The 13,835-nt window shown below is 44.8% G+C and carries 15 protein-coding genes; 1 reads left to right on the plus strand and 14 read right to left on the minus strand.

The genetic code is table 11. From position 1 onward, the window contains the following. Positions 1 to 5: 5 nt before the first annotated feature. The 4 genes from GKG43_RS07250 to GKG43_RS07265 all read right to left on the minus strand — a co-directional run bounded on the left by GKG43_RS07250 (position 6) and on the right by GKG43_RS07265 (position 3,346). Positions 6 to 698 carry an amino acid ABC transporter permease gene (locus GKG43_RS07250; RefSeq protein WP_050641802.1) on the minus strand — a complete coding sequence of 231 codons (693 nt, stop codon included), beginning with the start codon at positions 696 to 698 and terminating at the stop codon, positions 6 to 8. Positions 699 to 712: 14 nt separating this feature from the next. Next, positions 713 to 1,486 carry a basic amino acid ABC transporter substrate-binding protein gene (locus tag GKG43_RS07255; RefSeq protein ID WP_050641803.1) on the minus strand — a complete coding sequence of 258 codons (774 nt, stop codon included), beginning with the start codon at positions 1,484 to 1,486 and terminating at the stop codon, positions 713 to 715. Between the two features lie 193 nt (positions 1,487 to 1,679). Then, positions 1,680 to 2,507, minus strand: a complete 828-nt coding sequence (locus GKG43_RS07260) for an undecaprenyl-diphosphate phosphatase (protein ID WP_050641804.1) — start codon at positions 2,505 to 2,507, stop codon at positions 1,680 to 1,682. Next, the gene (locus GKG43_RS07265; RefSeq protein WP_055149909.1) at positions 2,501 to 3,346 is read right to left on the minus strand and encodes a Cof-type HAD-IIB family hydrolase; all 846 of its coding nucleotides are present in this window, start codon (positions 3,344 to 3,346) and stop codon (positions 2,501 to 2,503) included. Before GKG43_RS07265 ends, GKG43_RS07260 begins: the two co-directional genes overlap by 7 nt. Before the next feature lie 119 nt (positions 3,347 to 3,465). Between GKG43_RS07265 and GKG43_RS07270 the strand changes: the two genes are divergently transcribed. Continuing rightward, positions 3,466 to 4,632: a cell wall hydrolase gene (locus tag GKG43_RS07270; RefSeq protein WP_129878910.1), complete on the plus strand. Its 1,167-nt coding sequence runs from the start codon at positions 3,466 to 3,468 to the stop codon at positions 4,630 to 4,632. Between the two features lie 867 nt (positions 4,633 to 5,499). Here the strand turns inward: GKG43_RS07270 and GKG43_RS07275 are convergent. The 10 genes from GKG43_RS07275 to GKG43_RS07320 all read right to left on the minus strand — a co-directional run bounded on the left by GKG43_RS07275 (position 5,500) and on the right by GKG43_RS07320 (position 13,834). Further along, positions 5,500 to 6,255 (minus strand): aminoglycoside phosphotransferase family protein, encoded by a 756-nt coding sequence (locus GKG43_RS07275; protein ID WP_050641807.1) that lies wholly within the window; start codon positions 6,253 to 6,255, stop codon positions 5,500 to 5,502. 318 nt (positions 6,256 to 6,573) lie between these two features. Continuing rightward, a complete protein-coding gene (gene adhE / locus GKG43_RS07280) occupies positions 6,574 to 9,192 on the minus strand; it encodes a bifunctional acetaldehyde-CoA/alcohol dehydrogenase (protein ID WP_129878911.1) in 2,619 nt (872 codons plus the stop codon). A gap of 276 nt (positions 9,193 to 9,468) precedes the next feature. Then, complete coding sequence (locus tag GKG43_RS07285) at positions 9,469 to 10,005, minus strand: L17 family ribosomal protein (RefSeq protein ID WP_129878912.1); 537 nt, start codon at positions 10,003 to 10,005, stop codon at positions 9,469 to 9,471. A gap of 174 nt (positions 10,006 to 10,179) precedes the next feature. After that, entirely contained in the window at positions 10,180 to 11,139 is a 960-nt protein-coding gene (locus tag GKG43_RS07290) for a DNA-directed RNA polymerase subunit alpha (protein WP_025654685.1), read from the minus strand. Positions 11,140 to 11,304: 165 nt separating this feature from the next. Beyond that, complete coding sequence (gene rpsD / locus GKG43_RS07295; protein WP_129878913.1) at positions 11,305 to 11,898, minus strand: 30S ribosomal protein S4; 594 nt, start codon at positions 11,896 to 11,898, stop codon at positions 11,305 to 11,307. Positions 11,899 to 11,919: 21 nt separating this feature from the next. Further along, on the minus strand, positions 11,920 to 12,315 hold the full coding sequence (rpsK, locus tag GKG43_RS07300; protein ID WP_009001882.1) for a 30S ribosomal protein S11: 396 nt from the start codon (positions 12,313 to 12,315) through the stop codon (positions 11,920 to 11,922). A 30-nt stretch (positions 12,316 to 12,345) separates the two neighbouring features. Then, a complete protein-coding gene (rpsM, locus tag GKG43_RS07305) occupies positions 12,346 to 12,714 on the minus strand; it encodes a 30S ribosomal protein S13 (protein ID WP_025654683.1) in 369 nt (122 codons plus the stop codon). Positions 12,715 to 13,098: 384 nt separating this feature from the next. Next, positions 13,099 to 13,212 carry a 50S ribosomal protein L36 gene (gene rpmJ, locus GKG43_RS07310; RefSeq protein WP_003497809.1) on the minus strand — a complete coding sequence of 38 codons (114 nt, stop codon included), beginning with the start codon at positions 13,210 to 13,212 and terminating at the stop codon, positions 13,099 to 13,101. A 119-nt stretch (positions 13,213 to 13,331) separates the two neighbouring features. After that, positions 13,332 to 13,550, minus strand: a complete 219-nt coding sequence (gene infA / locus GKG43_RS07315) for a translation initiation factor IF-1 (protein WP_005613024.1) — start codon at positions 13,548 to 13,550, stop codon at positions 13,332 to 13,334. Between the two features lie 2 nt (positions 13,551 to 13,552). After that, positions 13,553 to 13,834 carry a KOW domain-containing RNA-binding protein gene (locus tag GKG43_RS07320; RefSeq protein WP_129878914.1) on the minus strand — a complete coding sequence of 94 codons (282 nt, stop codon included), beginning with the start codon at positions 13,832 to 13,834 and terminating at the stop codon, positions 13,553 to 13,555. Between the last annotated feature and the right edge of the window lies 1 nt (position 13,835).

The following is a 13,835-nucleotide window of genomic DNA, read 5'->3' on the forward strand; positions in this document are numbered from 1 at the left end:
CTCCATCAGTGATCACTGTTTCTCAGCCTCCTCTCCAACAGATTTACGAGCTTTGTAAAGATCATTACCATAATCAGATAAATCAAAGCTACAGCAATAAGAGGCATGAATGCATCATATGTACGGCTTCGTATGATATCGCCGCCCTTGGTAAGATCCTGCAGGGCGATATAACCAGAGACTGATGTCTCTTTCAACAGCACGATAAACTCATTGCCAAGCGCCGGGAGAACATTCTTAAAAGCCTGCGGCATAATGATATGGATCATGGTCTGCACATAATTAAATCCCAGGCTGCGCCCAGCCTCAAACTGTCCGTTATCAATAGACATGATACCAGAGCGGAATATCTCGGCAACATAGGCCCCGGAATTGAACCCGAATGCCATAATAGCTACCAGCACTTTGCTGATGTCTGAGCTTCCGAATATTACAAAGTAAATGATCAAAAGCTGTACAACAACCGGAGTTCCTCTGATCACCGTCAGATAGATCTTACAAATTGCATTAAGGATCTTCAGCCTTCCTGTTTTGTCATATGTGGAGCGTATAATTGCAATCAGAAAACCAATTACAATTCCGATTATGACGGCAAAGAAGGTCACCTGCAAAGTGACCCCCAGTCCATCTAAAATGTATTCCCAGCGGTTTTTTTCTATAAAATTCCCATAAAACTTATCCTGCAACGTCTGCAACATAATCGTATCCTCTTTTATTCCGCGCTGTCAGCGCTGATATATTTCGCTACGATTTCATCCAATTTACCAGATTCCTTCAGATTAGCCAGTGCATCATTGATTTTCTCTTTCAGTTCATCATTTCCTTTTTTCACTGCAATTGCGTACTCTTCCTCTGTAAACGCTTCGTCCAGAATCTTGAGCCCTTCCGCTTCTTTTACAAATTCCTTAGCCGGCTCTCCGTCGATGACTACTGCATCAATCTTGCCCTGCTGCAGTGCCTGTACAGCCTCAAATCCCTTGTTATAACGCTCTACAGTAGCATCTTCAATGTCGTCTGCGTAGATATCGCCTGTGGTTCCCAGCTGTACGCCGATCTTCTTACCTGTCAGATCATCTGGTCCGGCAATTGCACTGTCCTCTTTAACGATAATTACCTGTGTTGCTGTTGCATATGTATCAGTAAAGTCTACATTTTCCAGACGGTCCTCCGTCACAGTCATACCTGCCGCACCGATGTCTGCTTTTCCGCTTGTTACTGCAGTGATGATAGAATCAAAAGCCATGTCCTCAATCTCGAGCTCCATCCCCATCTCCTCTGCTACTGCAGCCGCAATATCAGCATCGATTCCTACGACTTCTTTTCCTTCGTAGAATTCATACGGCGGAAATTCCGCATTCGTAGCCATCACCAGCTTTTCCTTCTTACCACTGTCACCTGCGCTGCTGTCTTCCTTCTTAGATCCGCATGCCGCCATTGATAATACGCATACTGCCACCAATAAAACGCTTAAAACTTTCTTTTTCATTTTCCGTACCCTCCAAATTTACATTGTTATGCATAATCATACACATTATCTCTATATTTTATCATGTTTTCTATAAAAAACAAGACTATGCGCCGTATTTCCCTTAATATTCCATCGGAAATAAAAAGGAGAAGGCCATAGAGCCCCTCCCCGTACTGAATTTTATACCCTTTATACTTCTGTCTGCCGCCTTTTATGCAAATAATGCAGTCATTCCAAAGTAGAGCAGCACAATGATTCCCAGGACGATTCGGTAATAACCGAATACTTTAAAGTCATGATTCTTGATATACTGCATCAAAAACTTGATGGCGAATATGGATACCACAAAGGAGATGATACATCCAAGCAGCAGCAAAAATACTTCCGCGCCCGTAAAATGAAAACCGAACTTAATGATCTTAAGGAAGCTGGCCCCAAACATAACCGGAATGGCTAAGAAAAATGTGAATTCCGCAGCTACGCCTCTGGCCGCCCCAATCAGCAGACCGCCGATTATCGTTGCACCCGACCGTGAGGTACCCGGTATCAGCGCCAGCACCTGGAAGCATCCGATAATCACGACCATTGGGATCGTCAGGTCCGACAGCCTCTTCACCGCCGGCTTCACATGTTCATGCCGTTTTTCCACGACAATAAATGCAATACCATACAGAATCAGCGTAATCGCTACTACCACATAATTCATCAAATGTTCATCAATAAAGTCGTCAAACAAAAGGCCGATTATGGCTGCCGGAACCGATGCGATCAGCACTTTTACCCACAGCTGAAGGGTCAGCATCTTCTGTTTATGCGTCTTCGTATCAGAAAACGGATTCAGTTTATGAAAATAGATGACTACAACCGCCAGGATTGCCCCCAGCTGAATGACCACATTGAACATTGACATAAAGTCTTCCGTCATCTTCAGCTTTATAAACTCTTCTACAAGTATCAGGTGTCCCGTGCTGCTGATCGGCAGCCATTCGGTAATACCTTCTACAATCCCCAGTACAATTACCTTTAAAGCTTCTAACATATGTCTCCTCCTCTTAGAGCAAATCTTTCAATGGCCTTTGCCGCCCCCTCTTCTTCATTGGAAAGTGTTATGTAATCCGCGGCGGCCTTTACCTCTTCTTCCGCATTACCCATCGCAACGCCAAAGCCGGCTTCTTTTACCATCTCAATATCGTTGTCGCCATCACCGCATGCCATAATCTCCTCGCGCCTGATTCCAAGCATACTGCCCAGTTCAACTAAGGCTGTTCCCTTGTTTACTCCGGCGGCGTTTATTTCTATATTATATCCCAGCGAGCTGACCAGTACGATACCCTCCTGCTGTTCCAGTTCACTCCATGCAGCCGCTTTTTCTTCCAAATCGGCAAACAGCGCCTGCATTTTATCCATATCCTGATATCGTTCCACTGCCAGCGCCATGACATCCGGCACTGCTTTCCTGGTGCTGCGCACATAATCCCACATATGCGGATTGTGATGGTAACGGCTGATGGAATCCAGCTTCTCTTTATCTGCATACCCCTGTCCGTCAAAGTACACTTCTTGTAATGTATCATATTTCCGCAGAGTTTCCAATGCTTTCTTCGCTTTTTCTATCGGAAGGAGGCGTTCAATGAGAATTTTCTCTTCCTGCGCATCGATCACCCTCGCCCCGTTTGCGGTAAGTGCATAACGGATGCCGGGGAAATATCTCAGTTCCTCCGGAATGCCCGTAAACGACCTTCCTGTTGCCATCAGTACGACTATCCCTTTTGCAATTGCTTCCTGCAGCACCTGCTTTGTATACGGCAGCAGTTCCTTTTTGTCATTCAAAAGTGTACCGTCCAAGTCCAGTCCAATCATTTTTATCTGCTGTTTCATCTCCTGCCAGCTCCTTACTTCTCACTAAATTTTTATAACTTATTCTATCAAAATTTGCTTAATAAAGCAATTTATAGTATAATATCAGGGCAAAACAATTAAGAAAGGAATTGTAGAATATGAAATTGCGCTTAAAACACAGGGGACAGGCTCTTCTGGCATTTATCTGTTCTCTTGTACTGGTGCTTTCTGTTTTCCCGGCGCATGCCGAAGATGCAGAAAGTCTCGAAAGCAAAACTTCTGATCTGCAGAATCAGCTTGAAGGTATCAATCAGGAACTTGTGGCAATAAGTGATGAGATATCAACAACTGAGATGCAGGTTGAAATTACCAACGGTGAAATCCAGAGGACAAAAGATTCCTTAGCTGAGGCAGAGGCAGACGAAGCACAACAATACGAAGATATGAAATCCCGTATTAAGTATATGTATGAAACCGGTAATGCAACACTCCTGGAGATGCTTTTTTCGGCGGACAACCTGACTGACTTTTTAAACAAAGCCGACTTCATACAGAATATCAGTAAATATGACCGGGGGATGCTCCAGATCCTGCAGGATACCCAGAAAGAGATTGCTGACAGAAAAGTAACTCTGGAGGCTCAGCAGGATTCTATGAAGGAACTGCAGAAAAACCTGGAGACCCGGCAGGCAGAGCTGGTTCAGAAGGCAGAGGCAACCTCTACTGATCTGAACGCCTTCAACGCACAGCTTAAAAAGCTGCGGGAGGAGGAAGCCGCCAAGCTGGCTGCAGAGGCAGCCGCTAAAGTTGCGGCAGAAAACGCCGCTGCCCAGAAGCCTGACAGCGGCAATAACAACGCGAATGACAATAATAACCCCGGAGACACGCCATCCGAAGGCAATGATTCCGGAGGCGGCAGTGATAACGGAGGTTATGATGACACCATAGTCAACGGCGGAGCAACCAATGTGGCCGGAAGCGATCTGGATGTATTTGCGGCAATACTCGATTGTGAGGCCATGCATGATTACGATTCCATGCTTGCCGTAGCAACAGTGATCATGAACCGCGTAAACAGTCCGATCTTCCCGAACACAATCACAGATGTCGTCTATGCAGGCGGACAGTTTGAGCCGGTATGGTTAGGCCGTCTGGATACCGTACTCGCAAGAGGCGCCAGCGAACTGGCCTACACCGTGGCCCAGGATGCCATCAACGGAGCACGGCTGGCCGCAGTATCCGACTGCTATTACTTCCTCTATGCAGGAACAGCGGGGAGGCCCGGAGTCAACATCGGAAATAACCTCTTCTTCCCAAGCTGGTAGCTAGGGGGATTCGATTTTAGGGCTTTTTGGATGAGGTCCGCCTGACTAAGACGGGGAGGGGGACAAAGCCGGAAGAAAAGAAGGCCGGGGCTGTGTGTAACCCACTTACGGAGAAGTCCTAACGCACAAGGAGCTGTCCATGAGGGCACAGACAACATGCAACGGGAAAGCCTGATGCTTTCCCGTCTTAGGTTGTCCTGGCAAGTGATTTGGTAAATCACTTGCCATCCCTCATGGACAGCTCCTTCTGCGTAAGGACTTCTAGACCGTGCGTTCTATACACTCAGTCCCGGCCTTCTTTTCTTCCGGCTTTGTCCCCCTCCCCATCTCAGTCAGGCTGGGCTTCATCAAAACGGCAGGTAAGATCGAATGTAGGAGAACGCTGGCGGTGGCAACGGATTGGGCTGGATATGCGGTAGGGATGTCTTGTTGAGATTCTTTGTGTACACATACTCTCCCTTCCGCCCCGAGCAAAGTTACGGCCATCCACTGTCACCGTCCAGAGACCTCCCCCAGTAGGAAGGTTTTAATTACCGGCGGATGCGCCCAGCTAAGAGGAAGGTGAGACTGTTTCCCCCGCCGGGGCAGTGCATGCCGTTTCAAGACTCCATAGAACGCGCGGTTAGAATCCGTTAGAGAAAAAACAGGGAACAGGAAGGGCAGAATTTGTTTTGCCAAAACAAATTCTGTTGCCGCCGGCGGCGCGAATGCATCGGCATTCGGGCCAACTGCGGCAAGTCCCTTCCTGTTCCCTGTTTTTTCTCTTACGGATTCTCCGCAAGTGGGCAGGAGTTTGAAACGGCATGCACTGCCCCGGCGGGGGAAACAGTCTCACCTTCCTCTTAGCGTCCCCTCCCCAAATCTCCCCTACTGATAATCAATCACATCAATCCATTTCATTAGGAATTCTTTTTCTAGTTCGTTATCTTTTGTGAGCTGTGCCGCTGCTACGATTGGCAGCCACTGCTGTACGTATTGTTTTGCTGTATCGCTCTTTTTGCAGAACAGCTTCATATACAGGTCTGCTGCATTCTGGTCTTTTAGTGCGAACAGCAGATAGGTCATGGCTGCATCTGCACTGGCGTTGCCCTGGGTTGCGTGCGCCCAGTCTACGACTGTCATCTTGCCGTTCTTTCCTACGATTACATTGCTTGGATTGAAATCGCCGTGGCAGACTTTGTTGTGTTTTGGCATGCTCTCCAGCCTTGTGAGCAGCTCGTATCTTGTTGTGGCATCTAAGTCTTTCAGACCGTTAATCTGACGGGACAGTTTATCTTTCAGCTTGTTTAGCAGCGGTGCGGTCTTGGCATGTACCGTCAGCTGCAGGTCTACAAAGTCCTCCATATATTTTTCCAGGTTGCTGCTGTCTGCTTCCATCATGTCTTCCAATGTCTTTCCTGCTTTGTATTCGATGGCAAGCGCCCATTTACCGTCTATCTGTGTTACCTCTTTTACCTTTGGGATATCCAGTCCTGTCTCTTCTACTCTGGCAGTATTTAGCGCCTCGTTGAATACTGCTGATTTTGGATGCGCAGATTCGAATACTTTTACGACACTATCTTCACATTTGTAAACTTTCTTATAGGGACGTTCCACGATTAAATTCTTTTCTTCCAGTTTCATAAGCTATACCTCCTGTTTTTGATGCCGCTCTTTTAAGTTGTTTTTATTATACATCAACTTTTTTAACAATGTAAGACCCCCCGAGTAATTTTGTGCAATTTTTAACTAACTTTTTCCGTGTGGTTTTATTGTTAATTTTATATCAATCAGAGTCAAAGGGGTCTGACCCCTTTGCAGAATTTAAAAGCGTGACGCTCATGCGCCACGCTCCTATTTGTGAGAAAAAATTTATGAATTTATATTCAAAAGGATATTTATTATTTTTATGCTGCCGCTGCGCCTTACGGCACGGCGGCCGTGAATGAATAACTGCGAAACTTATTTGCCGTAGTAACACTTCAGATAGATCTCTTTGATCTCCTTCATCAATGGATATCTTGGGTTAGCGCCTGTACACTGGTCGTTGAATGCCTGCTCTACCATATCATCCAGTGTGTCGAGGAAGTATTTCTCATCTATGCCATAGTCTTTGATCGTTTTCTTGATGCCGATTGTCTCTTCTAACTCTTCTAATCTTGCAACAAGGTTATTGAATACTTCCTGGTCATCTTTGCCCGTGCAGCCTGCAAAACGTCCCAGTTCAGCATATCTTGCAAGTGCATGCGGGTACTGATACTGTGAGAATGTACCCATCTTTGTCGGAGCCTCTGCTGAATTGTATTTCATAACTTCTGTCAGGAGTACTGCATTTGCAACACCGTGTGGAAGGTGATGAAATGCACCCAGCTTGTGTGCCATAGAGTGGTTCAGTCCGAGGAATGCGTTTGCAAAGGCCATACCTGCCAGACAGGAAGCATTTGCCATCATCTCGCGTGCATGTGGGTCGTTTGCCCCGTTCTCGTATGCGGATGGAAGATTATCAAATACCATCTTTACAGCTTTCATTGCCAGGCCGTCTGTGTAATCTGTGGCCATGATAGATACATATGCCTCGATTGCATGTGTCATAACGTCGATACCTGATGCGCTTGTCAGGCCCTTTGGCTGGGTCATCATGTTATCAACATCTACAATTGCCATATTCGGAAGCAGTTCGTAGTCTGCAAGCGGCCATTTTACCCCGGTCTCTGCATCTGTGATGATTGCAAAAGGTGTGACCTCAGAACCGGTTCCTGAAGAGGTCGGGATCGCTACGAAATAAGCTTTCTCTCCCATTTTCGGGAATGTATATACTCTCTTGCGGATATCCATAAAGTCCATTGCCATGTCTTCAAAATTTGCTTCCGGATGTTCGTACATTACCCACATGATCTTTGCTGCATCCATTGCAGAACCACCGCCAAGTGCGATAATTGTATCCGGCTCAAATGCTCTCATCTGGTCTGCACCTTTTTGTGCACACTGCAGGGTCGGGTCTGGAGCTACTTCATAGAAGCATGAATGCTGGATACCCATTTCATCCAGTTTTGCCTCGATTGGAGCTACGTAGCCATTTTTGTACAGGAAGGAGTCGGTAACGATAAATGCTTTTTTCTTGTGCATGATTGTTCCCAGCTCATCCAGTGCAACCGGCATACAGCCTTTTTTGAAGTAAACCTTTTCAGGTGTTCTGAACCAAAGCATATTCTCTCTCCTCTCAGCCACTGTCTTAACATTCAGTAAGTGTTTTACCCCAACATTTTCAGAAACGGAGTTTCCGCCCCATGAGCCGCATCCCAGTGTGAGGGATGGAGCCATTTTGAAGTTGTAAAGGTCGCCGATGCCGCCGTGAGAAGAAGGTGTGTTGATAAGAACACGGCACGTTTTCATGGCTGCTGCATGTTTTGCTATTTTCTCTGTCTGTGCCGGATGGATATACAGGGAAGCTGTGTGACCGTATCCGCCGTCGGCTACAAGCTGGGCTGCTTTTTCCAACGCTTCATCAAATGTTTTTGCTTTATACATGCCAAGTACAGGAGATAATTTTTCATGAGCAAACTCTTCGGAAATGTCTACTGATTCCACTTCACCTATCAGGATTTTTGTGTTTTCCGGAACATCCACTCCAGCCATTTTTGCAATTTCGTATGCTGATTTGCCTGGAATCTTGCTGTTCAGTGCGCCATTAATAATGATTGTCTTGCGTACTTTATCCAGCTCTGCTCCCTTTTTCAGGAAATAGCATCCACGGTAAGCAAATTCTTTTTTCACTTCCTCATAAATGCTGTCAAGAACTGTTACAGACTGCTCAGATGCGCAGATCATGCCGTTGTCGAATGTCTTGGAATGTATAATGGAATTTACTGCCATCTTAACATCAGCTGTCTCATCAATAATTACCGGTGTGTTTCCAGGTCCTACTCCGAGCGCCGGCTTGCCTGATGAGTAAGCAGCCTTTACCATTCCCGGTCCGCCGGTTGCAAGAATGATGTCTGAATCCTTCATAACGGTGTTTGTTAATTCCAAAGACGGTACATCAATCCATCCGATAATGCCTTCCGGAGCGCCAGCCTTTACAGCTGCGTCCAGAACAACTTTTGCCGCCTCGATCGTACATGCTTTAGCAGCAGGATGGGGGCTGATAATAATTGCATTTCTGGTCTTCAGACAAAGCAGTGTTTTGAAGATCGCTGTTGAAGTCGGGTTTGTGGTCGGAATAACCGCAGCTACCAGACCGATCGGCTCTGCTATCTTTTTAATGCCAAACGCCGCATCTTCCTCTATCACACCACATGTTTTGGTGTCTTTATACGCATTGTAAATGTACTCAGCTGCATAGTGGTTCTTGATAACCTTATCTTCCACAATTCCTCTCTGCGTCTCTTCTACCGCCATCTTTGCAAGCGGAATACGCATCTTATTCGCAGCCATGGCTGCTTCATAAAAAATCTTATCTACCTGTTCCTGCGTAAAAGCAGCAAATACTTTCTGAGCTTCACGCATAGCTTTCATTTTTGCTTCGAGTGTTTCCACGCTGTCTACAATCTCAGGTACTACGATCTTTTCCTTCTTTGCCATTTCTATTTTTCCTCCCGTAATAGAATAATTTTCTTAATTACAGGTTTTAGTTTAACCCATCGTTAAATAATTGTCAATATTGCTTTTGTCAAATATTTAACGTTATTTTTTTAACATTTATTGTTGATATTGCACAAAAATAGATGCAATCCATACTATGAAGACAAAAATCCGGCGGCTGCGGAAAGCATTAAAATTCAATAAGCTTTCCGCGGCCGCCGGGCCGTATCATTATTTATCAAGAATTTATATCTCTATAAACTTTTCTTTCCAGAATTATACTAATTCAATCAGCACTTCCATAGCTGCGTCACCTTTACGCTGACCAATCTTTACGATTCTTGTGTAGCCGCCGTTGCGGTCTGTATACTTAGGAGCGATCTCTGAGAACAGTTTTTCCGGAAGATCAACTTCTTTTGTATTTCTCTTCTTACCTGCAGCAGCTACCGGAACTTCCTTTACAGGATAAAGAACCTTCAGCATCTCTCTTCTTGCGTGAAGTCTGCTCGGCATATCTTTCTTGATCTTCTTGTCAACTTCATCATATACGGTAACTTTTTTGCCGTCTACTACTTCTTTTACTCTCTTGCCGTCTTTATCTTTACGTGCAACCTTTGCTTTTACGGTCACTTCTTCGTAATTATCTTTTTCTCTGACAGCCATAGCAATTAATCCCTCCGCTACTTTGCGGATCTCTTTTGCTTTTGCTTCTGTCGTAATGATTCTGCCATTATTCAGCAGAGCTGTTACCTGGTTTCTGATTAAGGCTTTTCTCTGGCTGGATGTTCTGCCGAGTTTTCTATACTTTGCCATTGTTTTAATCCTCCATTTTCAAACATTTGGTTATGCATCTTCGGGCTTATTAATCAAATGCTCCCGCCATGCTCTTCGGGCTTACTGACAGGATAATTCAAATAATAATCTATAATGGTGCAGTGGCTGTTTATTCGTTACTATACACGGCCCATAAGCCGTGAATAGTAACGTTTATTCATCGCCCTGGTTCAGCTCAAGGTCTAATTCCTTCAGCTTGGCCAGCACTTCTTCCAGTGACTTGCGTCCAAGGTTACGCACCTTCATCATATCTTCCGGTGTCTTATTGGTAAGTTCCTCGACGGTATTGATGCCGGCTCTCTTCAGACAGTTATAAGAACGTACGGAGAGCTCTAATTCATCAATGCTCATCTCCAGTACTTTCTCTTTTTCATCATCTTCTTTTTCGATCATGACTTCCGCAGCCTGAGCAACTTCTGAGAGGTCGATAAACAACTTCAGATGCTCGCTGAGCACTTTCGCAGCAAGGCTGACAGCCTCGTCCGGAAGCAGTGTTCCTTTAGTCCATACATCCAATGTCAGTTTGTCATAGTCAGTAATCTGGCCGACACGCGTATTCTCTACTGTGAGATTTACACGGTCTACCGGAGTATATATGGAATCAATCGGAATAACGCCAATCGGTAAGTCTTCATTCTTATTCTTGTCTGCGCTTACGTATCCTCTTCCTTTTGTAATGGTAAGTTCCATGTACAACTTGCTGTCCTTGCCTCCGCTTAAGGTTGCAATGACCTGGTCGGGATTCATAATCTCAATATCGGAATCCGCCTGGATGTCAGCGCCTGTTACAACACCTTCTCCTTCAAATTCGATATATGCGGTCTTTACTTCGTCTGATTCTGATGTATTCTTGATTGCCAGTGATTTCAGATTCATGATAATCTCGGTTACATCTTCTTTAACACCCGGAATGGAACTGAATTCGTGCAGGACTCCGTCGATTTTAACAGAACTGATAGCTGCTCCCGGAAGGGATGAAAGCATAATTCTTCTCAGGGAATTGCCTAATGTTGTTCCGTATCCACGTTCCAGAGGCTCGACAACGAATTTTCCATATTTTTTATCTTCTGAAATTTCGGTAATCTCAATATTAGGTTTATTAAAATCAAACACTACACAGACCCTCCTTATGGGTTTAAATATGTTGAGGGGTACGATGCCTGTGTCACGCAGGGGCCGTTTCCTAAAGGCTCCTGTGTGACAAACTCCATCCTGCCGCCGGATCGGCATCACCGGTTCCCGGCGGCATGGATGTCACTATCATGCTATACTCAAGGATTATTTAGAATATAACTCGACGATAAGCATCTCATCAACAGGAACATCAATTGCCTCACGTGCAGGAAGTTCTTTTACTGTAGCTTTCAGGTTCTCAGCATCTACTTCCAGCCAGTCAGGAATCATATTTCCTCCTGTTACTTCCAGGATATCTTTGTATCTTTGGCTTCCTTTGTGCTTTTCTTTGATTTCAATTGTATCTCCGGCTTTTACAAGGTATGATGGGATGTTTACCTGTCCGCCGTTTACCATTACATGCTTGTGGTCGACAATCTGTCTTGCTTCTTTTCTTGTTCTTGCAAATCCCATACGGAACATTACATTGTCAAGTCTGGATTCCAGAAGAATCATCAGGTTTTCACCTGTCATGCCTTCCATCTGTTTTGCTTTTGCATAATAGTTTCTGAAAGGTTTCTCCAGTACGCCGTAGATAAACTTAGCTTTCTGTTTCTCGCGTAACTGAAGGCCGTACTCACTCATTTTTCTGTTGGATCTCTTTAACTGCCTGTTAGACTTTTTATTGATTCCTAAATAGATTGGGTCCATACCTAATGAACGGCATCTCTTAAGAACTGGAACTCTATTTACTGCCATGTTAGCTTCCTCCTATATATACTAGACTCTTCTGCGTTTCGGTGGACGGCATCCGTTGTGTGGTACCGGTGTTACGTCTTTAATGCTTGTTACATCAATCCCACATGCCTGGAGCGCACGGATTGCTGCTTCTCTTCCTGATCCCGGACCCTTTACAAAAACGTCTACCGTTTTAAGACCATGTACTAATGCTGCTTTTGCTGCTGTCTCAGCTGCCATCTGAGCTGCGTATGGAGTAGATTTCCTTGAACCTCTAAATCCCAGACCGCCTGCACTTGCCCATGAAAGAGCATTTCCCTGTGCATCTGTTAATGTTACGATTGTATTATTAAAAGATGACTGGATGTGTGCTTGTCCTCGTTCAACGTTTTTCTTGACACGTTTCTTTGTCACTTTTTTGGTAACTTTCTTCGCCATTTAAACTAACCTACTTTCTTGAATTCTCAATTATTTTTTCTTATTAGCTACAGTTCTCTTAGGACCTTTGCATGTTCTTGCATTTGTCTTGGTCTTCTGTCCACGTACCGGAAGGCCTTTCCTATGACGGATTCCGCGGTAACATCCAATTTCTTTCAGACGCTTGATATTCAACTGGATCTCTCTTCTGAGATCACCTTCTACAGTCTGAGTCTCTTCGATCACTTCACTGATTTTCTTTACTTCTTCACTTGTCAGATCTCTGACGCGGGTATCAGGATTTACTCCTGCCTCTGTCAGGATACGGCTGGCACTTGTTCTACCGATTCCATAGATATAAGTCAAGCCGATTTCTACACGTTTGTCTCTTGGTAAGTCTACACCTGCAATACGAGCCATGTGTCTTTCCTCCATTTCAAATCTGTTTTCATATTGTCCCTAACTGGGATGTCTCCTGGCATCCGGAAAGGTGCTTCCTTCTCCCGAAAACATCCAGGCATACTTTATTCCGCAGTTTACTGCGGATCCGCCCGCAGGGCATGAGTTACGGGATGCCCTTTGGGTATACTACAGTACGCCCTTTCCCGACACGGATTTTCACCGTAAATGATCGCCGGGTATTATAAGCAATATACAAAAGACCACCAACCCTTCGGTACCTGCAGATTCAGCAGTGTGGTGTATCCTTACTGTATATTAAACAGCCCTACACACTTCCTGGTGTGTCGCGCTGTCAGCCGCCTAATTAATTCACAAATCCCAACAGTCTGTACTTCTTAAGTATTAGCCCTGTCTTTGTTTGTGCTTCGGATTCTCACAGATTACTCTGATGCTTCCTTTTCTTTTAATGATTTTACATTTTTCACAAATTGGTTTTACTGATGATCTAACCTTCATGTCAAATCCTCCTTCCATCCTTTGCCTGGCTATACGCTTCCAACTATTTTTGGGCACACCTATCCAAAAACAGCCATTTCATAGTATACCACTAGTTTCCAGGCAAAGTCAATACTTTTTTACTTATCTCTCCAGACAATTCTCCCCTTGCTCAGGTCATATGGAGACATTTCCAACGTCACTTTGTCACCTGGTAAAATCTTAATAAAATTCATACGCAGTTTTCCGCTGATATGTGCCAGCACAATATGGCCATTTTCCAGCTCTACCTTAAACATAGCGTTTGGCAGTTTTTCAACTACGACTCCTTCAATTTCGATTACGTCAGTTTTTGACATACTTAATCCTCCTGCACGTTTGGCACTTTACTATTCTCATTCGTGTCCAAACGAGAATATCTGTTTATAACACTTCTGATTGTTTCATCATCTGTAGTGAAAGGACTTGCCGCCTTCTTTATAATCTGCAGATGCTTTGGATTCTTTCGCTTTCTCCGGCGGACGGTTCTTTTAGCCCCATCCGCCAGATATATATATTCAGCATTGACATCAATTATGACATATATACAGCCTTTATCGCGGCCTGCTTTGGATTTTGCAAACATTCCCGGTTCTATTGTCATA

It is taken from the genome of Eubacterium sp. BIOML-A2, from assembly GCF_009680135.1.
GTDB lineage: Bacteria > Bacillota > Clostridia > Lachnospirales > Lachnospiraceae > Faecalicatena > Faecalicatena contortus_B.

What these genes read in the sequence shown, in the direction of transcription:
- GKG43_RS07265 (WP_055149909.1), bottom strand. Translation starts at nt 3,346, where the DNA reads ATGAAACAGCAGATAAAAATGATTGGACTGGACTTGGACGGTACACTT.
- GKG43_RS07255 (WP_050641803.1), bottom strand. Translation starts at nt 1,486, where the DNA reads ATGAAAAAGAAAGTTTTAAGCGTTTTATTGGTGGCAGTATGCGTATTA.
- rpsD (WP_129878913.1), bottom strand. Translation starts at nt 11,898, where the DNA reads ATGGCAGTAAATAGAGTTCCAGTTCTTAAGAGATGCCGTTCATTAGGT.
- rpmJ (WP_003497809.1), bottom strand. Translation starts at nt 13,212, where the DNA reads ATGAAGGTTAGATCATCAGTAAAACCAATTTGTGAAAAATGTAAAATC.
- rpsM (WP_025654683.1), bottom strand. Translation starts at nt 12,714, where the DNA reads ATGGCTCGTATTGCAGGTGTAGACTTACCAAGAGACAAACGTGTAGAA.
- GKG43_RS07285 (WP_129878912.1), bottom strand. Translation starts at nt 10,005, where the DNA reads ATGGCAAAGTATAGAAAACTCGGCAGAACATCCAGCCAGAGAAAAGCC.
- adhE (WP_129878911.1), bottom strand. Translation starts at nt 9,192, where the DNA reads ATGGCAAAGAAGGAAAAGATCGTAGTACCTGAGATTGTAGACAGCGTG.
- GKG43_RS07270 (WP_129878910.1), top strand. Translation starts at nt 3,466, where the DNA reads ATGAAATTGCGCTTAAAACACAGGGGACAGGCTCTTCTGGCATTTATC.
- rpsK (WP_009001882.1), bottom strand. Translation starts at nt 12,315, where the DNA reads ATGGCGAAGAAAGTTACCAAAAAAGTGACAAAGAAACGTGTCAAGAAA.
- GKG43_RS07320 (WP_129878914.1), bottom strand. Translation starts at nt 13,834, where the DNA reads ATGACAATAGAACCGGGAATGTTTGCAAAATCCAAAGCAGGCCGCGAT.
- infA (WP_005613024.1), bottom strand. Translation starts at nt 13,550, where the DNA reads ATGTCAAAAACTGACGTAATCGAAATTGAAGGAGTCGTAGTTGAAAAA.
- GKG43_RS07260 (WP_050641804.1), bottom strand. Translation starts at nt 2,507, where the DNA reads ATGTTAGAAGCTTTAAAGGTAATTGTACTGGGGATTGTAGAAGGTATT.
- GKG43_RS07250 (WP_050641802.1), bottom strand. Translation starts at nt 698, where the DNA reads ATGTTGCAGACGTTGCAGGATAAGTTTTATGGGAATTTTATAGAAAAA.
- GKG43_RS07275 (WP_050641807.1), bottom strand. Translation starts at nt 6,255, where the DNA reads ATGAAACTGGAAGAAAAGAATTTAATCGTGGAACGTCCCTATAAGAAA.